Here is an 18,450-nt window from a genome sequence, read left to right on the forward strand (position 1 = left end):
AAAAGCATGGCTGATGCCCGCGGCCGCAAGGCCGCTTGAAAGGCCAAATCAGCCCGCCTAACTTGCGCGCCAAAACGAGGAAACACGATGGCTCACGAAACCGCAACGCTCGCCGCCTATGTCTTCAATCTGAAATACGGGGATATTCCGGCTGAGGTGCTGGATCGCGCCAAAGTACTGACGCTGGACTTCCTCGGCAGCGCGATCCGGGCGAGGCGCGAAGCAGAATCGACCCCGTCGATCCTGAAGATGCTGGAAGCGCTGGCGCTCGACACCAAGGGCGAGTCCACCGTGTTCGGCGACAACAAGACGTGGACGCCGGCGGTCGCAGCCCTCCTCAACGGTGCGCTCGGCCATTCCCTCGATTTCGACGACACCCACGCCGATTCCTCGCTGCATCCGAGCGCGCCGGTCGTTCCGGCCGCATTCGCCGTCGGCGAGATGGTCGGCGCGTCGGGCCGCGACGTGCTGACCGCGATCGTCGCAGGCTATGAGGTCTGCTGCCGGCTCGGCAACGCGCTCGACCCGACCTCGCATTACGCGCGCGGCTTCCACCCGACCGCGACCGCCGGCACCTACGGCGCGGCAGCTGCCGCGGGCAAGCTGTTCGGCCTCTCCGAGCAACAGCTCATCTCCGCCTTCGGCGTCTCCGGCAGCCAGGCCGCGGGCTCGCTGCAATTCCTGGTCAATGGCGCCTGGAACAAGCGCTATCAGGTCGGTGCCGCCGCGATGAACGGCGTGATCGCCGCGACGCTGGCGCGCAACGATTTCGTCGGCGCGACGGAATCGGTCGAGGGCAAGCACGGCCTGCTCGCCGGCTACACCGACGATGCGCATCCGGACAAGGCGGTCGCCGAGCTCGGCAAGACCTATGAGACGATGAAGATCGGCGTAAAGCCCTATCCGAGCTGCCGCTATACGCATGCGGCGATCGACGCGCTGATCGCGATGCGGCGCGAGCACAATCTGACACCCGACCAGGTCAAGCGCGTCGAGATCGGCCTGCACCGCAACGGCATCACGCTGACCGGCGATGCCGCGACCAAGCGGCATCCGACGTCGATCGTCGGCGGCCAGTTCTCGATGTTTTTCACCGGTGCGCTTGCGCTCGACCAGGGCTCGTTCGGCTGGGACGATTATAATCGCCTCGGCGATGCCGCGATCGAGGCGCTCGCCGACAAATTCGATGTGGTGCAGGACGACCGGCTCGAGATCGGCCGCACCCACCCGTTCGGCGCCCGCGTCAGCATCACCACCGACGACGGCGTGCACGAGCGGCTTTATGCGGATCCCTCGGGCGAGCCGACCTCGTTCCCGGATACTCAGGCGATGCAGCAGAAGTTTCTGACGCTGGCACGCCCCGTGCTGAACGCGCGCGCGGAGAAGTTTGCCGATGCGATCATGACGCTGGAGCGGTTCGATCGCGTCGCGAAGGCGACGGAGCTGGGCCGGTAGCAAATTCTCGCCGCGCAGACGGTGCACCCTCGCCCCTTGTGGGAGAGGGTGGATGCGCGAAGCGCAGCCGGGTGAGGAGACGGCACTCCGCTCTCAATCCGCCCCCGCCAATTTCCCTTTCTCGCGCGTCGCGGCCACCACCTCGCGCACGAGATCGAACACGCCGTCCGCTTGCGGCGGCACGTTCGGCGAGCGGCCGAGCCGCACGATCACCAGCTTCTCCGACGGGATCACGATGGTGTATTGCCCGATCGTGCCCTTGGCGAAGAAGGCGTCGCGCGGCCAGCCGTGCTCCACGCGAAACTTCGCGCCAAAGCTGTCGCCCTGGTTGGTCCAGAAGCCGGCGCCGATGCCGACCCAGGCGTTTGGCGTGGCCGTCGCCGAATAGTTTACCCAGCCCTCCGGCAAGATGCGTTTGCCGCCGGCGACGCCGTCATTGAGATAGAGCTGGCCGAAGCGCGCCCAGTCGCGTGCGGTGGCGAGCATCTCGCTCGACCCTTCGATCGTGCCGGAGCCATCGAGCTGGAGCGTGACATGGCGCATGCCGAGGGGCGCCAGCAATTCGCGCCGCGCGAAGCGCAGGGCAGCTTCGGGCGCGCCGCCGGCGGCGTTGCGGATCAGGCGCGAGAGGATGAGCATGTTGCCGTCGTGATAATTCCACGCGGTGCCGGGCGCGGTCTCGAGCGGAATGGTCTCGGCATAGGCCGCCATGTCCGTCTCCACGAACTTCATGCGATTGATGGGCTCGAAGGCGGAGCCGAGCGAGGCCTGGAGCGAGCTGCCGAGCGCAAGCCCTGCGGTGTGGCGCAGAAGCTGATCGACCGTGATGGCGTGGCGCGGATCATCCGGATTTTTCCAGGCCGCGACCGGCGCGGGCTCGTCGAGCTTCAGCTTGCCCTGACGCACCAGCACGCCGATCAGGGCGGACACCACGGATTTCGTCATGGAGAAGCCGAGCAGCGGCGTCTCCGGTCCAATGCCATCGGCATAGCGCTCGGCGATGACGCGGCCCGATTTCATCACGACCACCGCGCGGGTGCGCCGGTGAGGCGGCTGGGCGGGCTCGGTGAAGGCGCGGTCGAGCGCGGCGGCAAGCGAGGGGCTCTGCGGCGGCACGATTCCGGGGCCGGCAATCTCCGGCAGCAGCGCCGGCTGCCCGTCCTCCGCCGGTACCTGCACATCGGCGAGCGGCACACCATGGTCGAGCGTGCAACCGAGGCCCTCGCGATAGACGGCATGGCTGCGGCCGAGGCCGAACAAAGTCACCGTAACGTCCTTGCGGACACGGTCGACCCGGTAGTCCATCGCCCAGGTGATCAGGCTGGTCCCGGGCATGGCATCGGTGGTTTCCGTGAAGGTGCGCTGCGGATCAAGGCCGGAGACAAAGGTCTCCGAGCACAGGATGTCGGCGACGAAGCCGGTCGCGACCTTCGACACGTCGCGGGCACGCGCCGCGCCGAGCGCGAGCCCGGCACAGGCGATGGTGGTGGTGAGGAGGGTGATCTTACGGCGGCGGGTCACTGGCTTTCTCCGGCTGGGGCGTAGGCCGGAAGGACGCCGGAGTGGGCGGAGAAGCGCTCGCCGGATTTGGAAAATGGCCTGGTTGAAGTCAGAAAGAGGCTGATCGATACTGAAATATTACAGTGATTACAGCGACTTGGATCTAAGCCGCATTCACCTTGAGTCGCCGGTACTCCGTCGGCGTCACGCCCGTGACCGCCTTAAAGGCGCGGTTGAAGGGCCCGAGCGACTGGAAGCCCGCGTCCATGGCGATGGTGATGACGGGCACCTCGGCCTGGGCGGGATCGGCGAGTGCGGCCTTGGCCTCCTCGATCCGGTGGTTGTTCAGGAACACATTGAAGTTGCGGTAGCCGAGCCGCTGGTTGATCAGCCGGCGGAGCCGGTACTCGGGAATCTTCAGCCGGCCCGCCAGCACGCCGATGGTGATGTTCTCCTGGCGATAGATCCGCTCGTCCGCCATCAGCCGCATCAGGGCATCGATGAGCTTTTGATCGGCGGCGTCCTCGGTGGCTTGCGGAGAGAAAACGACCGCCGGTGCGGCCTTCGCTTCGAGCGGAAACAGATCGCTGGCGTCGACGTGCATCATGGCGTAGGCGATGGCCGCAACGATACAGGCGAGCACGCCCGTATTGATCGCGTCGGCGACATCGCCGACTTGGCTGCCCGCGACGGCGATCTGGAGAGCCGCATTCACGCCGCCATAGAGCGCGCCCGCACAGACGATGAAAACGCGAACGCGGCGGCGGCGCTCGACCAGGTCGGCCGGCCATGAGGCGATCGTCTGCCCGATCGCAAGCGCGATGAAACCGAGCACGATCAGGTTGACCACCGTCACCGAGAATCGCACATGGCCGCTTGGCGCAATCCAGACACAACCTGCGAAGCTGAACGCCGTCACCAGCGCCCAGACCCATCCATGCCACCAGCGGAGGCGAAACTCGTCGTCGAATAGCGCGCGCGTGAACAGCCAGAACACGACGATATTGCCGGTCGACAGCGCAATCAGCGGCGCATGCGACGCCGAGATTCGCGACGTGACACCCACCGAATAGCTCACCGCATGCGCGGCCAGGCCCAGTGCGAGGGCGGCACCGAGCCGTCCCGCCAGCACGTTGCGGAAATCGGAAAGCAATGACGCCGCCAGAATCAGCAGCAGCGCGACGCTGGCAGCGCGGAAAGCAAGCTCGGTTGCGGCAAGTGTCATCGGGTGATGCGATCGGTCGCGGCTGGAAGCAGCCGAACATCGTTCGTTGCGCCGACTTTTTCAAGGACGATCCGCACTCACAACTGTCGTCGCCCGGCCAATGCGCAATTGCGCACTAGGAACGGGCGATCCAGTACGCCGAGAGGGTCGTTATTGAACCGATGGGCCGCGGCGTACTGGATGCCTCGCTTTCGCGGGACATGACAACGGAGTGGAACGATGACAGCGGAGTATGCGGAGCCATTCGCCGCGACGTCCTTTGTCGCGACGCCACTTCAAAATCCTGCTACGATCATACCAATAAGAAACAGGAGTCCACCATGAGCTGGCAACCCTCGAACGATCCCGTGCTCGGCGATCCCATGTCCTGCGATGCGCTCGACCTCGTCATCGTGCCGCGGACGCGCGATCTCGGTGACGGGTTCGCAGTCCGGCGTGCGCTGCCGCACGGCAAGCGGCAAATGGTCGGGCCGTTCATCTTCTTCGACCATTTCGGGCCGGTGCAGTTCGTCTCCGGCAAGGGCTTGGACGTGCGCCCGCATCCGCATATCGGGCTTGCCACCGTCACCTATCTGTTCGACGGCGCGATCATGCATCGCGACAGCGAGGGCAATGTCCAGGAGATCGCGCCCGGCGCGATGAATTTGATGACGGCGGGGCGCGGCATCGCGCATTCCGAGCGCACGCCGGATGCGCAGCGCGCCTCGGGCCAGAAGATGCTGGGCTTGCAGAGCTGGATTGCGCTGCCGGCCGGGTCGGAAGAGATCGCGCCGTCGTTCCAGCATTATGCGGCGGGCGACCTGCCGATGATCTCCGAGCGCGACTTCACCGTACGCGTGATCGCGGGCTCCGCCTTCGGCATTTGCTCCCCCGTGTCGATGGTCTCGCCCTGGTTCTACACCGAGGTCACGGCCGCGGAAGGCGCGAGCATGCCGCTCGACCCCGACCACGAGGAGCGCGCGATCTATGTCGTCGATGGCGAGGTCGAGATCGCGAACGAGCGCTATGAGGGGCCGCGGCTACTGATCTTCCGCCCGGGCGACCGCATCACCGTGAAGGCGCTCAAGGTCACGCGGATGATGTTTCTCGGCGGCGATGCGCTGGAGGGGCCGCGCCATATCTGGTGGAATTTCGTCTCCTCCAGCAAGGAGCGGATCGAGCAGGCCAAGCAGGACTGGAAAACCGGCCGTTTCGCGGCAGTTCCGCAGGAACATGAGTTCATTCCGCTGCCGGAATAGGCTAATCCGGTGTCCGGCCGTGCCATCAGGCGCGGCCGGATGTTCTGCCTGAAGGCCTTGTCCGCGAAAGCTTTGCCGATGACCACCATGCTCTCCAGCGACCTGCCTCTGCCCAAGATCGGACGCGGCAAGGTGCGCGATATCTACGCCGTCGACGACGACCGCCTGCTGCTCGTCACCACCGACCGCATCAGCGCCTTCGACGTGGTGATGGGCGAGACCATCCCGATGAAGGGCGCGGTGCTGACGCAGATCAGCGCGTTCTGGTTCAACGAACTCGAAGGCGTGGTGCCGCATCACATGATCAGCGCCGACACCGACGAGATCATCGCGGCGGTGCCGGCGTTGAAACCGCACCGCGCCGAGATCCTCGGCCGCGCCATGCTGTCGCGCCGCACCACCGTCTTCCCGATCGAGTGCGTGATCCGCGGCTATCTCTCGGGCTCGGCCTGGAAGGAGTACGCCGCCAGCGGCACGCTCGCCGGCGAGAAGCTGAAGGCGGGTCTCGTCGAGAGCGAAAAGCTGGAGCCGGCGATCTTCAGCCCGGCGACCAAGGCCGAGACCGGCCATGACGAGAACATCACCATCGCGAAGATGCGCGCGGTCGTCGGCGACGAGGTCGCCTACACGCTGGAGAGCATGACGCGCGCGATCTACACGCTCGGCGAGGAGCTGGCGCGTGAGCAGGGCATCATCATCGCCGACACCAAGTTCGAGTTCGGCCGCGACAAGGACGGCCGCATCATCCTGATCGACGAGGTCATGACGCCGGACTCCTCGCGCTTCTGGGCGGTCGATGCCTACAAGCCCGGCCAGCCGCAGGCGAGCTTCGACAAGCAGCCCTTGCGCGACTATCTCGACGTCGAGCGCCGCGCTGGCCGCTGGAACGGCGACGCCCCCCCGCCCCCGCTGCCGGCGAGAGTGGTGGAGGCGACGAGCAAGCGATATCTGGAAGCGTATCGGCGGGTGACCGGAGCGGAGCTGAAGATCTAGCTCCCACTTTGCCGTCGCGACAACACGCGTCGCCTCAAGCGTCCGACGACACGATGCGTTCGGCAACGATCGATCGGTGACCGGCTTCAGCGCCGGTCGCGCGATCCGCATCCAAAGCCAGCAGCAGCTCGGCAACCCGGTTGGCGGACGCCGTCCATTCCGCGAGCTTGGCGTAGTTGTCCGTAAACCAGTTGAAGGCGGTCTGGACAACGACGAACGCCGCCGAGGCCTGAACCACCTCGCCGAGCGTCATGGTGTCATCGAGGTACTTGGGCAGGCAAAGCAGCAGGCCGACCACCGGCGTCACCAGAAGCCCCGTATAGGTGACCAGCGTCATCCGCATCAATTGCCAGCAGTAGATTCGCCAGATGGCGATCACGGCTTTCAAAGCGGCGCCGACGGCGTGGCGGTCGTTCGTGCCGGCCTCCTCCACCACCTTGCCTTCGCGGGTCTCGCGCACATGCGTTCCGATCGCCCGCAGCTCGGCTTCCATGCGCTTATTTTCCTCGATGACCCGAGTCAGACGGCCGGCTGTCAGCCAGATGCCGATCACCAACAGCCCGGAATATGCGATCACCGCGAGGACGAGATAGCCGGGAATCGCAAAGGCGATGCCGTCGACGTTGACCGCCAGGCTCCCACCGACCGACCATAGCACGCCGACGAAGGTTGCGATCGTGAGCACCGACTGCAGCAGACCGGTGACCAGATCGATCGGGAGGTCCGTTGCCACCTTGGCATCTTCGGCGATGCGATATTCCGGCGCCTCGTGATGTCCCTCGATGGAGCTGCGCCCCGCAGAACGATCATCCGCCAGCCAGTCGCCATAGAGACGGCTGCTCAGCCACTCGCGCCAGGAACGCTGCAGGGTCATGCGCGCCCACACCGAGAACACGGTCAAGGCGATGCTCGCCGCCGCCAGCGGCAGAAACCGAAGTGCCTGGGACAGCAGCTCCGCCTGATCCTTCCGGCCGACGGCGTTGAAGAAATCCCGATTCCAGAAGTTCAGTCCGTACTGCGTCAGGAGTTGGAGGATGACGTTGATAATCAACGCGACCACCAAAAGCCACGCTGTCCAGGCGGTTGGTCCGCGCCAGTATCCCGAGGCGCTCTGCCAGAAGCGGCCTAGAAGCTGCTTTTCACCCGGAACGAAAGAGGTCCTCGTCAGCATCAGCGAGCCGCAAATCCTGCGCGCGCGCCATCCCTATGATGCCGCGCGTCCCAAATTAGGCGGTCTTGGCCGAGGCCTCTTGACCTGCGTCAAGCGATGCTGGCGGCTACACCCCCGCCATCATCACGTATTTGATCTCGACATATTCTTCCATGCCGTGGCGGGAGCCTTCGCGGCCGAGGCCGCTCTCCTTGACGCCGCCGAAGGGTGCGACTTCGGTGGTGATCAGGCCGGTATTGACGCCGACCATGCCGGATTCCAGCGCCTCGGCGACGCGCCAGACGCGGCCGAGATCGCGGGAGTAGAAATACGAGGCCAGGCCGAACGGCGAGGCGTTGCACATCGCAATGACATCGGCCTCGTCCTTGAACCGGATCACCGGCGCGAGCGGACCGAAGGTTTCCTCCTGCGACACCAGCGAATCCGACTTGACGTCGGCCAGCACAGTCGGCTCGAAGAACGAGCGTCCGAGCTCGCTGCGCTTGCCGCCGGTCACGACCTTGGCGCCGCGCTTGACGGCATCCGCGATGTGGCGCTCGACCTTGTCGACCGCCTTCATGTTGATCAAGGGCCCTTGCGTGACGCCGCTCTCGGTGCCGTCGCCGATCTTCATCGCCGCGACCTTTGCCGACAGCTTCTGCACGAACTCGTCGTAGATCTTGTCCTGGGCATAGAGGCGGTTGGCGCAGACGCAGGTCTGGCCCATGTTGCGATATTTCGAGACGATGGCGCCCTCGACCGCAGCGTCGATGTCGGCGTCGTCGAACACCACGAAGGGCGCGTTGCCGCCGAGCTCCAGGCCAAGCCGCTTCACGCCGACGGAGGCCTGCTGGTAGAGGATCTTGCCGACCGCGGTCGAGCCGGTGAAGCCGACGAAGCGCACCGCCGGATGCTCGCACAGCACCTTGCCGATCGGCGGCGCATCACCGGTGACGATGTTGAGCACGCCCTTGGGGATGCCGGCCTTCTCGGCGAGCACGGCGAGCGCCAGCGCCGACAGCGGCGTCTCGTTGGCGGGCTTGAGCACCACGGTGCAGCCGGCCGCGAGCGCGGGGGACACCTTGCGCGTGATCATCGAGTTCGGAAAATTCCACGGCGTGATCGCGCCGCAGACGCCTATCGGCTGCTTGATCGCGAGCAGGCGCGCATCGGGGCGCTGCGTCGGAATGGTCTCGCCATAGACGCGCCTTGCTTCCTCGGCGAAGAATTCGATATAGGCGGCGCCGATATCGACCTCGCCGAGCGCCTCCGAGAGCGGCTTGCCCTGCTCGGAGGTGAGGATCAGCGCGAGATCCTCGCGGTTGGCGATGATCAGCTCGAACCATTTGCGCAGGATGTTGGAGCGCTGCTTGGCGGTGTGCTTGGCCCAGGCCGGAAAGGCGCGCTGAGCGGCTTCAACCGCCTTGGTGGTCTCGTCCGCGCCGAGCTGCGGGACTTTTGCCAGCTCGACGCCGGTCGCGGGATTGTTGACGGCGAAGACCGGCGGGCCGACCCAGGCGCCGTCGATGTAGCAGGCCTCCTTCAGGAGCGAAGGGTCCTTCAACCGGTCGCGCAGGGTGGCGGTGGCTTGCGGGGCGCGTGCGGCGGCGGTCGGTGTCATGGCGTACTCCCTTAGGCAATCGGACTTGGGACGATCGGATTGGCCCGGAATATAGGGGCAAGCGGTGCCCGATGCACCGCCCCGCAACGCACATCTGATGGGAGCTAAAGTTGGGAGCGGTGCTGTTATCCCTCCCCAGCGGGGAAAGGTTTGGCATCGCGATCGAGGAAGCGGTCAGGCCGCGCCGCTCATATAGGTTTCGCGCCGGCCGATCATGCGCTCGGCGGCGGCCTTGGCGTCGGCCTTCGAGGAGGTCGCGCAGGTCCGGTATTCGAGATCGGGCACGTCGGACGCGTTGCGACGTCCGAACCAGGATTTCGAGCCGACCGGCAGCAGCGCCAGGGATTGCGCCAGATTGTCGACCGCGCCGAAGGAATAGAGCGCGCCGGTGCCGGCGACTCGGACTTCGTAAATGCCGGGCGAGATCGGCGCCTCCAAATTCTCGCCCCGTCCCGGACGGGGATAGCGCTTCCATTCACTCCAGGTCGAAATCATTTGAGGTCCCCCTCGCGGCCGGTCAGCAGCCGCCAATTTGCATCAAGTCTTAATGTCGCCGGCCGATTGGCCGCGTGCTCAACCGCCGCAACGCACAAAATGTTTCAAGTGCTTCAAACAGGTGAAACATATCGCCAGAGCCCATCCACGGTCACTTCGACGTGCGGCCATCCACCGCAGATTGTGCCGGAGTGTTGCCGTTCAGCTTACCTGTCGTCCTGCGTGGGGCACGGACCGTCAAGTCACGACATCGCGACCGAAGCGGGCATCCCGACGCGCTTGCCGCGCGGAGCGTGCGGGAGGACAATCGGCTACTACCAACAATAATCAAATCCGAGGAAACGCCATGCAAAGCAAAGCCCAGATCGATGAGATTCTGCGTCAGAAGAGCGAGGCCAAGGAGATCCCCGGCGTCGTCGCGATCGCCGCGAGCGGTAACGACGTGCTGTATCAGGGCGCCTTCGGCAAGCGCGACCTGTCCAAGCCCGATCCGATGACCGCTGACAGCGTGTTCTGGATCGCCTCGATGACGAAGGCGGTGACATCGGCGGGCGCGATGCAGCTGGTCGAGCAGGGCAAGCTGTCGCTGGATGCGCCGATCGGTGAGCTGTTGCCCGACCTCGCCAATCCGCAAGTGCTTGAGGGCTTCGACGCCAAGGGCGAGGCGAAGTTGCGGCCGGCCAAGCGGCCGATCACGCTACGCCAGCTCATGACCCACACCGCCGGCTTCTGCTACAATATGTGGAACGGCGATCTCGCGGTCTATCTCGACAAGCACGGCATTCCCGCCATCACCACCTGCCAGAACGCGGCACTGAAGACGCCGATCATGACCGACCCCGGCACGCGCTGGGAATACGGCACCAACATCGATTTCGTCGGCAAGGCCATGGAGGCCGTCAGCGGCAAGCGGCTGGATGCCTATTTGCGCGACAATCTGTTCGCCCCGCTCGGCATGAGCGACACGGCGTTCAAGATCACCGACAGCATGCGCAAGCGCCTCGTCGGCATGCATGCGCGCGGCGAGGACGGCCAGCTCGCATCGATCCCGTTCGAGCTCGAGCAGGAGCCGGAATTCCACATGGGTGGTGGCGGCCTCTATTCGACCGCGGCCGACTACATCAAGTTCGCCCAGATGATCCTCAACAAGGGGCGCGGCAACGGCAACCAGGTGCTGAAGGCGGATACGATCGCCATGATGAGCCAGAACCAGATGGGCGATCTCAACATGACCAAGATGACGACGGCGGCGCCGATGTACACCAACGACGTCGACCTCTATCCGGAGCAAGTGAAGAAATGGGGCCTCAGCTTCATGATCAACACCGCCAAGACCGCGGAAGGGCGCAGCGCCGGCAGCCTCGCCTGGGCGGGTCTCGCCAACACCTATTACTGGATCGACCCGGCGCGTGACGTCACCGGCGTCATCCTGATGCAGTTGCTCCCGTTCGCGGATGGAAAGTGCCTCGAGGCGTTCGCGGGCTTCGAGCGCGGAGTCTATGCCGGGCTCGATGCGGGAAGCGGTCAGAAGGCGGCATGACAGGGAGCCGCTCTCTTTCCACGCGTCATTGGCCGGGCTCGTCCCGGCCATGACGACCCAAAAAGATCGTGCTGATCATTCTTCGATGGGGATTTCGACTTGGCTGACAATTTGGCTGACAAAGCGGACAGTTACGTTTGCGGTATCTCGGACACGCCGCTGCTCGGCGACACCATCGGTCGCAGCCTCGACCACGCGGTGCGGCGCTGGGGCGATCGCGAGGCGCTGGTCTCGCCCAGTCACGGCGTCAGATGGACCTGGAGAGAATTCGCCGAGCGGGTCGATGCGCTCGCCGCGGGCTTTGTCGCGCTCAGGCTCGAACGCGGGGATCGGATCGGCATCTGGTCGCTGAACCGGCCGGAATGGACGCTGACCCAGTTCGCCGCCGCCAAGGCCGGCCTGATCCTGGTGACGATCAATCCCGCCTACCGCCTCAGCGAACTGGAATTCGCGCTGAAGAAGGTCGGCTGCGCGGCGATCGTCACCGCCACCGCGTTCAAGACCAGCAATTACATGGAGATGCTCAACACGCTGCTGCCGGAGCTGGCGGGCGCCACGCCCGGACAATTGCAGGCGGCGCGATTGCCGGCCTTGCGGATGGTGATCCAGATCGGCGGCCCGGCGGCCTCAGGCACGATCCCTTTCGAGAATGTCGCGCGCATGGGCGGACCCCCGCACCGCGAACAGCTTGCCGCGCTCGGCGCTGCGCTTCAGTTCGACGACCCCGTCAACATTCAATTCACCAGCGGCACCACGGGATCGCCGAAGGGTGTCACGCTGACTCACCACAACATCCTCAACAACGGCTATTTCACCGGGCGCGCGATGCGCCTGACCGAACAGGATCGCATCTGCATTCCGGTGCCGCTCTATCATTGCTTCGGCATGGTGATGGGCAACCTTGCCTCGGTCACGCTCGGCGCCACCATGGTTTACCCGGGCGAGGGCTTTGATCCGCTCGCGACACTGCGCGCGGTCGAGCAGGAGAAATGCACCGCGCTGTACGGCGTGCCGACCATGTTCATCGCCGAGCTCGATCACCCCGAGTTCAAGAATTTCAATTTGAAATCACTGCGCACCGGCATCATGGCGGGCGCGCCCTGCCCGATCGAGGTGATGAAGCGCGTCAACACCGAGATGAACATGCGCGAAGTCACCATCGCCTATGGCATGACCGAGACCAGCCCGGTCAGCTTCCAGAGTGCGACCGACGATCCGCTCGAGCGGCGCGTCTCCACGGTCGGGCGCATTCACCCGCATGTCGAGGTGAAGGTCGTCGATCTCGAAGGTCGGATCGTCAAGCGCGGCGAACGCGGCGAGCTCTGCACCCGCGGCTACAGCGTCATGCTGGGCTATTGGGAGGAGAAGGAAAAGACCGCCGACGTGCTCGACGCCAATGGCTGGATGCACACCGGCGACCTCGCCACCATCGACGCCGCCGGCTATTGCAACATCGTCGGCCGCATCAAGGATCTGGTGATCCGCGGCGGCGAGAATCTCTACCCGCGCGAGATCGAGGAGTTCTTGTACCGGCACCCCAAGATCCAGGACGTGCAGATCTTCGGCGTCGCGGACACCCGCTACGGCGAGGAGCTCTGCGCCTGGATCCGCGTCAGGCCGGGCGAGACGCTGACGGCCGAGGAGGTGCGCGCCTTCTGCGACGGCCAGATCGCCCACAACAAGATCCCGCGCTACGTCGAGTTCGTCGACGAGTTTCCGATGACGGTGACGGGCAAGATCCAGAAATTCGTGATGCGCGATGCCGTGGAGCAGCGGCTGGGATTGAAGGCGGCGAAGACGGCGTGAGGGGCCGAACGCTCTCGCCACGCCGTCATTGCGAGCGTAGCGAAGCAATCCAGGCTGCCTCCTCGGAGAGATTCTGGATTGCTTCGTCGCTGCGCTCCTCGCGATGACGAGGAGAGAGACGCGCCCTACGCCGTCAGCCCGCGCTGCCCGGCCAGCTCTTTCAGCGACACCAGCGGACGGGCGCCGATGTGCTGGATCACTTCGGCGGCCGCGAGTGCACCGAGCTCGCCGCACTGCTTGTACGCAAGATTGCGCGCCAGGCCATACAGGAAGCCCGCGGCGAAGAGATCGCCGGCGCCGGTTGTGTCGACCACCTTGTCGACCGGGAATGCCGGCGCGGCGACGGCATCTTCAGACGAGACCACCATGCAGCCCTTCTCGCTGCGGGTGACCACGCCGAGATTGACGTCGTTGCGCAGCTGCTTCAGCGCGGTGTCGAAGTCGGAGGTCATGTAGAGCGAATGCAGCTCGGATTCGTTGGCAAAGACGATGTCGACGGTGCCGTTGCGCATCAGTGAACGAAACTCGTCGCGATAGCGGTCGACGCAGAACGAATCCGACAGCGTCAGCGCCACCTTGCGCTTGGAATCATGAGCGATCTTGGCCGCCTTGACGAAGGCCTCCTTGGCGTTCTTGGGGTCCCAGAGATAGCCTTCGAGATAGACGATGGCCGCGCCGGCGATCTCGGCCGGATCGATATCGGCGGGCGACAGGTCCTGCGCCGCGCCGAGATAGGTGTTCATGGTGCGCTCGCCATCATCCGTGACGAGGATGTAGGAGCAACCGGTGGCGGGACCGTCCGTCGCGGCGGGCGTGTTGAAGGCGACGCCGGAAGCGCGGATGTCGTGGACATAGAGCTTGCCGATCTGGTCGTTCTTGACCTTGCCGACATAGGCGGCACGTGCCCCCAGGCTGCCGATGCCGACGATGGTGTTGGCCGCCGAGCCACCCGAGACTTCCGTGGCCGGCCCCATGTCCTTGTAAATGGCCGCCGCCCGCGCCTCGTCGATCAGGGACATGCTGCCCTTGGTCATGCCGTGCTTGGCCAAAAAGGCCTCGTCGGTCCTGACCAGCACGTCGAACAGCGCGTTGCCGATGCCGAGAACGTCATATTTCACGTCAGCCATTCACCTTGATCCTGTTTGGCGGATTGCGAACCCTGCGAAAATCCGCTTCCTGTCAGCCTGAAATCCGGCTCGCGGCCTATCACGACCGAGCCTTCGCGGGCAAGCAACGGTATTATCAGAGAGCATGATCCGCTCCTTCCTGACCGTCTCGACGGGAACATTGGCCTCGCGGCTGCTGGGTTTTGCGCGCGATTCCATGATTGCCGCCCTGTTGGGCACGGGCGCCGTGGCGGACGCGTTTCTGGCGGCCTTCCAGCTCGTCAACGTGGTACGCCGGCTGCTCAGCGAGGGGGCGCTGAATGCGGCGCTGATTCCGGCTTGGCTGCGGGTCCGCGAGGGCGACGGCGAGAAGGCCGCCTCCGCGTTCGCAGGGCGCGTGCTCGGCACGGTCAGCGCGGCCCTGATCGCGACCTCAATCGCGATCGCGCTGGTGATGCCGTTGATCATTACGGTGATCGCGCCCGGCTTTCTCGGCAGCGCGACGCTCGATCTTGCCGTCGCGAACGCGCGGCTGATGCTGCCTTATCTCGCCTTCGCCGGCCCCGTCACGGTGCTGATGGGCCTGCTGAACGCGCAAGGACGCTTCGCCCTCACCGCCTTCTCGCCGCTGCTGTTCAACATCGCGCTGATCGCCGCGATCGCGACGCTGCTCGTCGGACATGCTGACGCGCGCCTCGCCGCCTGGCTGCTGGCGGCCACCGTCGGCATCGCCGGGCTGCTGCAACTCCTGATGCTGCTGTCGCAGCGAAGTGCGCGACTAGCGACGCCGCTGCGCGTCAGTTTCGACAAGGAGATGCGCGGTTTCTTCGCCAAGGCCATTCCCGGCATGATCGCAAGCTCCGGACCGCAATGGCTGATGGTGGCCGGTGCGATCATCGCATCCGCGACGCCGTCCGCGGTGTCCTGGCTCTATTTCGCCAACCGGCTGATCGAACTGCCGCTCGGGATCGTCGGTGTCGCCATGGGCACCGTGCTGGTGCCGGAGCTGACGCGCGCCGTCGCCAGCTCCGATCGCGAGGCGGTGGCGCATGCCGAATCGCGCGCGCTGGAGCTGGCGGCCGGGCTGGCGCTGCCCGCCACGCTCGGCCTGATCGTGCTGGCCGAGCCGATCGTGCGGCTGCTGTTCGAGCATGGCGCTTTCGGTGCCGAGGACAGCATGGCGACCGCGCATGCGCTGATGTGGCTGGCGCTGGGCCTGCCGGGCCACGTGCTGATCAAGGCACTGTCGCCGGCCTTCTATGCTCGCAGCGACACGATAACGCCGCTCACGGCCACGGCCAAGGGTTTTGCGGTCGCTGTCGTGCTTGCCGTGTTGCTCGGCCATTTTTTCGGCGCGAGCGGGATCGCGGCGAGCATCGCGGCCGGCGCCTGGAGCAGCGCGCTCTCGCTGCTCCGGAAAGGTGCGGCCGAGTTCGGCTTCTCGGTCGACGCCGCTGCCCGCAACCGGCTGCCGCGGATCGTGCTCGCCGCGGCTGCGATGGGCACCCTGCTCTGGCTGACCACGGGCCTCGTGCCCTCGGAGGCGCACAGCCTCGTCCGCTTCATCGTGCTGGGCCTGCAAATCGGGGCCGGGATCGCGGTCTATGGCCTGCTGCTGCAAATCCTCGGCGCGGCCTCGTGGCGCGAGGCGGTTACCGCGTTGAAACGGTCCAGCTAAACCACGCGCCCAGCGAAATACTCTTGACGAGGCAGCGCCGCTGTTGGAAACGACGGCCGAATACCTATGGGAAGGCTTACCATGCCATTCGTTGAACGGGTCTTTTCGGGCGTCCAGCCGACGGGCAATCTGCACCTCGGCAACTATCTCGGCGCGATCGTCAACTTCGTGAAGATGCAGGAAACCCACAGCTGCATCTATTGCGTCGTCGACATGCACGCGATCACGCAAGGCGTCGACGTCTGGGGCGGTCCGGCCGAGCTCACGCGCAACACCCGCGAGGTCACCGCGGCGTTCATCGCAGCCGGCATCGATCCCAAGAAGCACATCGTGTTCAACCAGAGCCAGGTCTCGGGCCATGCCGAGCTCGCCTGGATCTTCAATTGCGTCGCGCGCATGGGCTGGCTCGGCCGCATGACCCAGTTCAAGGAGAAGGCCGGCAAGGACCGTGAGAACGCCTCGGTCGGGCTGTTCGACTATCCCGTGCTGATGGCCGCCGACATCCTGCTGTACCGCGCCACCCATGTTCCGGTTGGCGAGGACCAGAAGCAGCATCTCGAGCTCTCACGCGACATCGCGCAGAAGTTCAACAACGACTTCGCCGATTCCATCCGCGCGCAAGGCGCCAATGACGGTCTGTTCTTCCCGTTGCCGGAGCCGCTGATCACGGGCCCGGCAACGCGCGTGATGAGCTTGCGCGACGGTACCAAGAAGATGTCGAAGTCCGATGCGTCGGACAATTCGCGCATCAATTTGACTGACGACGCCGACACCATCGCGCAGAAGATCCGTAAGGCGAAGACCGACCCGGAACCGCTGCCGACCGAGGAGAAGGGCCTCGAAGCGCGTCCCGAAGCCGACAATCTCGTCGGCATCTTCGCCGCGCTCTCCGGCCGCTCCAAAGCGGACGTGCTGCGCGAATTTGGCAATGGCCAGTTCTCCAGCTTCAAGAACGCGCTGGCGGAGCTGTGCGTCACCAAGCTGGCGCCGATCGCGGGCGAGATGAAGCGTCTCGTCGCCGACCCCGGCCATATCGACGCGATCCTGAACGACGGCTCCGACCGGGCCCGCGCGCTCGCCGACGAGACGATGAAGCTCTCCAAGGACATCGTCGGCTTCATCCACCGGCGCTGAAGCATGATCCGGAAAAGTGCGCAGCGGTTTTCCGAAAAGATCATGCTTAAACAACGACCTAAAGCGCGATGGCGATTCATCCTAATTGCATCGCGCTTTGAAGACGGTCGGCGCCTGAGCGCCGACCCGCATCTCCTCTCCCCAAGCTTGCGGGAGTGTGGCAGCATGCCGTCCCTGCACATTCCGGGACATGCATGACCAGCAAGCGACTTTGCTACGAGCCGGGTCACAAGCCCAAATGCCTCGTCATCGTCGATGACACCGCCGAATGGGATCGCGCGGTCTATTATGCCAGCCGCTGGGCGATCCGCGCCGGTGGCGGCGTGGTGATGCTGCGTATCATCGAGCCCGAGCAGCAGAGCCAGGAATGGCTGGGGGTCGCCGACATCATGCGCGCCGAGGCGCAGGAAGCGGCGGAGGCCGCGCTCGACCGCGCCGCGGGCCGTGCCAACGGCATCGCCGCGATCACCCCGGAGCGGGTGATCCGCGAGGGCGCGCCGATGGAACAGCTGCTCGCCGTGATCGACGAGGACCCCGACATCGCAATGCTGGTGCTCGCCGCCAATCCCGGCGCGGAGGGGCCAGGGCCGCTGGTCGCACTGCTCGCGCACGCGGTGGGGACGTTCCCGATTCCCGTGACCATCATTTCCGGCGCGCTCAGCGACCAAAGCGTGGATTCGCTGTCGTAGCGGCGGTGCCTCTTACCCTCCCCCTTGCGGCCCTCCAGAAGAGGGTAAAGCGGAGCCAACCCTCTGAATTCGTGGACTAATATCGTACCTTCCCCTTGATCGTGCGTTCGCCGTCGCCATCTGCTAGGGAATGGAGCACGCGCCGGCCTTGAACCGGCGACGTCTGGAGAAAACCATGTTCATTCAAACCGAAGCCACCCCCAATCCCGCCACGCTGAAGTTCATTCCCGGCCGCGTCGTGGTCGACGGCAGCCCGATGGAATTTTCGAGCCGCGAAGCCGCAGGCCGCTCGCCGCTGGCCGAAAAGCTGTTCGAGGTGCCCGGCGTCACCGGCGTGTTCTATGGATCGGATTTCATCACCGTGACCAAGGCGAGCGGTGAATGGCAGCAGCTCAAGCCCGCGATCCTCGGTGCCATCATGGAGCACTACATGTCCGGCGCGCCGCTGCTCGCGGACGGCGCGGCTGCCGATGATGCTGATCTGGACGACGAGGACGAGTTCTTCGACGAGGCCGACGCCGAGACGGTCGACATGATCAAGGATCTGATCGAGACCCGCGTGCGGCCGGCGGTCGCCAACGACGGCGGCGACATCACATTCCGCGGGTTCAAGGACGGTATCGTCTATCTCAACATGAAGGGCGCCTGCTCCGGCTGCCCGTCATCGACCGCGACGCTCCAGCACGGCATCCAGAACCTGCTCAAGCATTTCGTGCCCGACGTGGTCGAAGTCCGGCCGATGTAGGCGAGCTGCCGTAGGGTGGGCAAAGCGAAGCGTGCCCACCTGCTCTCTCGGCGACAAAAGTGGTGGGCACGGCGC

15 protein-coding genes are annotated in these 18,450 nt (G+C 65.2%); 9 read left to right on the top strand and 6 right to left on the bottom strand.

From position 1 onward, the window contains the following. Window positions 1-87: 87 nt before the first annotated feature. Window positions 88-1,455 (top strand): MmgE/PrpD family protein, encoded by a 1,368-nt coding sequence (locus tag UNPA324_RS20295; RefSeq protein ID WP_128922717.1) that lies wholly within the window; start codon window positions 88-90, stop codon window positions 1,453-1,455. A gap of 93 nt (window positions 1,456-1,548) precedes the next feature. Here UNPA324_RS20295 and UNPA324_RS20300 read toward each other — a convergent pair whose 3' ends face one another. Both UNPA324_RS20300 and UNPA324_RS20305 read right to left on the bottom strand, forming a co-directional pair. Continuing rightward, window positions 1,549-2,976 carry a serine hydrolase domain-containing protein gene (locus tag UNPA324_RS20300; RefSeq protein ID WP_141935635.1) on the bottom strand — a complete coding sequence of 476 codons (1,428 nt, stop codon included), beginning with the start codon at window positions 2,974-2,976 and terminating at the stop codon, window positions 1,549-1,551. A 142-nt stretch (window positions 2,977-3,118) separates the two neighbouring features. Beyond that, window positions 3,119-4,180 (bottom strand): AraC family transcriptional regulator, encoded by a 1,062-nt coding sequence (locus UNPA324_RS20305; RefSeq protein ID WP_128922715.1) that lies wholly within the window; start codon window positions 4,178-4,180, stop codon window positions 3,119-3,121. A gap of 320 nt (window positions 4,181-4,500) precedes the next feature. Between UNPA324_RS20305 and UNPA324_RS20310 the strand changes: the two genes are divergently transcribed. Together UNPA324_RS20310 and UNPA324_RS20315 are read left to right on the top strand one after the other, a co-directional pair. Continuing rightward, window positions 4,501-5,418 carry a pirin family protein gene (locus UNPA324_RS20310; RefSeq protein WP_128922714.1) on the top strand — a complete coding sequence of 306 codons (918 nt, stop codon included), beginning with the start codon at window positions 4,501-4,503 and terminating at the stop codon, window positions 5,416-5,418. A 78-nt stretch (window positions 5,419-5,496) separates the two neighbouring features. Further along, on the top strand, window positions 5,497-6,411 hold the full coding sequence (locus tag UNPA324_RS20315; protein WP_141938928.1) for a phosphoribosylaminoimidazolesuccinocarboxamide synthase: 915 nt from the start codon (window positions 5,497-5,499) through the stop codon (window positions 6,409-6,411). 34 nt (window positions 6,412-6,445) lie between these two features. On the opposite strand, the gene UNPA324_RS20320 is transcribed toward UNPA324_RS20315, so the two are convergent. From UNPA324_RS20320 to UNPA324_RS20330, 3 genes are all read right to left on the bottom strand, one after another. Continuing rightward, window positions 6,446-7,582 carry an SbmA/BacA-like family transporter gene (locus UNPA324_RS20320; protein ID WP_128922713.1) on the bottom strand — a complete coding sequence of 379 codons (1,137 nt, stop codon included), beginning with the start codon at window positions 7,580-7,582 and terminating at the stop codon, window positions 6,446-6,448. A 106-nt stretch (window positions 7,583-7,688) separates the two neighbouring features. Beyond that, on the bottom strand, window positions 7,689-9,182 hold the full coding sequence (locus UNPA324_RS20325; RefSeq protein ID WP_141935637.1) for an NAD-dependent succinate-semialdehyde dehydrogenase: 1,494 nt from the start codon (window positions 9,180-9,182) through the stop codon (window positions 7,689-7,691). A 174-nt stretch (window positions 9,183-9,356) separates the two neighbouring features. Then, the gene (locus tag UNPA324_RS20330) at window positions 9,357-9,677 is read right to left on the bottom strand and encodes a hypothetical protein (protein WP_128922711.1); all 321 of its coding nucleotides are present in this window, start codon (window positions 9,675-9,677) and stop codon (window positions 9,357-9,359) included. Between the two features lie 346 nt (window positions 9,678-10,023). Here UNPA324_RS20330 and UNPA324_RS20335 point away from each other — a divergent pair, with 346 nt between their 5' ends. Together UNPA324_RS20335 and UNPA324_RS20340 are read left to right on the top strand one after the other, a co-directional pair. Continuing rightward, on the top strand, window positions 10,024-11,217 hold the full coding sequence (locus UNPA324_RS20335) for a serine hydrolase domain-containing protein (protein WP_141935639.1): 1,194 nt from the start codon (window positions 10,024-10,026) through the stop codon (window positions 11,215-11,217). A gap of 111 nt (window positions 11,218-11,328) precedes the next feature. Continuing rightward, complete coding sequence (locus UNPA324_RS20340) at window positions 11,329-13,023, top strand: AMP-binding protein (RefSeq protein ID WP_141938929.1); 1,695 nt, start codon at window positions 11,329-11,331, stop codon at window positions 13,021-13,023. Window positions 13,024-13,148: 125 nt separating this feature from the next. On the opposite strand, the gene UNPA324_RS20345 is transcribed toward UNPA324_RS20340, so the two are convergent. Further along, on the bottom strand, window positions 13,149-14,150 hold the full coding sequence (locus tag UNPA324_RS20345) for an adenosine kinase (RefSeq protein ID WP_141935640.1): 1,002 nt from the start codon (window positions 14,148-14,150) through the stop codon (window positions 13,149-13,151). A gap of 124 nt (window positions 14,151-14,274) precedes the next feature. Between UNPA324_RS20345 and murJ the strand changes: the two genes are divergently transcribed. From murJ to UNPA324_RS20365, 4 genes are all read left to right on the top strand, one after another. After that, on the top strand, window positions 14,275-15,807 hold the full coding sequence (murJ, locus tag UNPA324_RS20350; protein WP_141935643.1) for a murein biosynthesis integral membrane protein MurJ: 1,533 nt from the start codon (window positions 14,275-14,277) through the stop codon (window positions 15,805-15,807). Between the two features lie 81 nt (window positions 15,808-15,888). Further along, entirely contained in the window at window positions 15,889-16,941 is a 1,053-nt protein-coding gene (gene trpS / locus UNPA324_RS20355) for a tryptophan--tRNA ligase (protein WP_141935646.1), read from the top strand. 194 nt (window positions 16,942-17,135) lie between these two features. Then, window positions 17,136-17,630: a universal stress protein gene (locus UNPA324_RS20360; RefSeq protein WP_164936663.1), complete on the top strand. Its 495-nt coding sequence runs from the start codon at window positions 17,136-17,138 to the stop codon at window positions 17,628-17,630. A 175-nt stretch (window positions 17,631-17,805) separates the two neighbouring features. Next, window positions 17,806-18,375, top strand: a complete 570-nt coding sequence (locus UNPA324_RS20365) for a NifU family protein (RefSeq protein WP_128922705.1) — start codon at window positions 17,806-17,808, stop codon at window positions 18,373-18,375. Window positions 18,376-18,450: the final 75 nt, after the last annotated feature.

It is taken from the genome of Bradyrhizobium sp. UNPA324 (assembly GCF_006658635.1).
Taxonomy (GTDB): Bacteria; Pseudomonadota; Alphaproteobacteria; order Rhizobiales; family Xanthobacteraceae; genus Bradyrhizobium; species Bradyrhizobium nanningense.

Coding starts and splice junctions, on each gene's coding strand:
- UNPA324_RS20310 (WP_128922714.1), top strand. CDS start 4,501: ATGAGCTGGCAACCCTCGAACGATCCCGTGCTCGGCGATCCCATGTCC.
- UNPA324_RS20365 (WP_128922705.1), top strand. CDS start 17,806: ATGTTCATTCAAACCGAAGCCACCCCCAATCCCGCCACGCTGAAGTTC.
- UNPA324_RS20360 (WP_164936663.1), top strand. CDS start 17,136: ATGACCAGCAAGCGACTTTGCTACGAGCCGGGTCACAAGCCCAAATGC.
- UNPA324_RS20345 (WP_141935640.1), bottom strand. CDS start 14,150: ATGGCTGACGTGAAATATGACGTTCTCGGCATCGGCAACGCGCTGTTC.
- murJ (WP_141935643.1), top strand. CDS start 14,275: ATGATCCGCTCCTTCCTGACCGTCTCGACGGGAACATTGGCCTCGCGG.
- UNPA324_RS20315 (WP_141938928.1), top strand. CDS start 5,497: ATGACCACCATGCTCTCCAGCGACCTGCCTCTGCCCAAGATCGGACGC.
- UNPA324_RS20330 (WP_128922711.1), bottom strand. CDS start 9,677: ATGATTTCGACCTGGAGTGAATGGAAGCGCTATCCCCGTCCGGGACGG.
- UNPA324_RS20305 (WP_128922715.1), bottom strand. CDS start 4,180: ATGACACTTGCCGCAACCGAGCTTGCTTTCCGCGCTGCCAGCGTCGCG.
- trpS (WP_141935646.1), top strand. CDS start 15,889: ATGCCATTCGTTGAACGGGTCTTTTCGGGCGTCCAGCCGACGGGCAAT.
- UNPA324_RS20295 (WP_128922717.1), top strand. CDS start 88: ATGGCTCACGAAACCGCAACGCTCGCCGCCTATGTCTTCAATCTGAAA.
- UNPA324_RS20320 (WP_128922713.1), bottom strand. CDS start 7,582: ATGCTGACGAGGACCTCTTTCGTTCCGGGTGAAAAGCAGCTTCTAGGC.
- UNPA324_RS20325 (WP_141935637.1), bottom strand. CDS start 9,182: ATGACACCGACCGCCGCCGCACGCGCCCCGCAAGCCACCGCCACCCTG.
- UNPA324_RS20335 (WP_141935639.1), top strand. CDS start 10,024: ATGCAAAGCAAAGCCCAGATCGATGAGATTCTGCGTCAGAAGAGCGAG.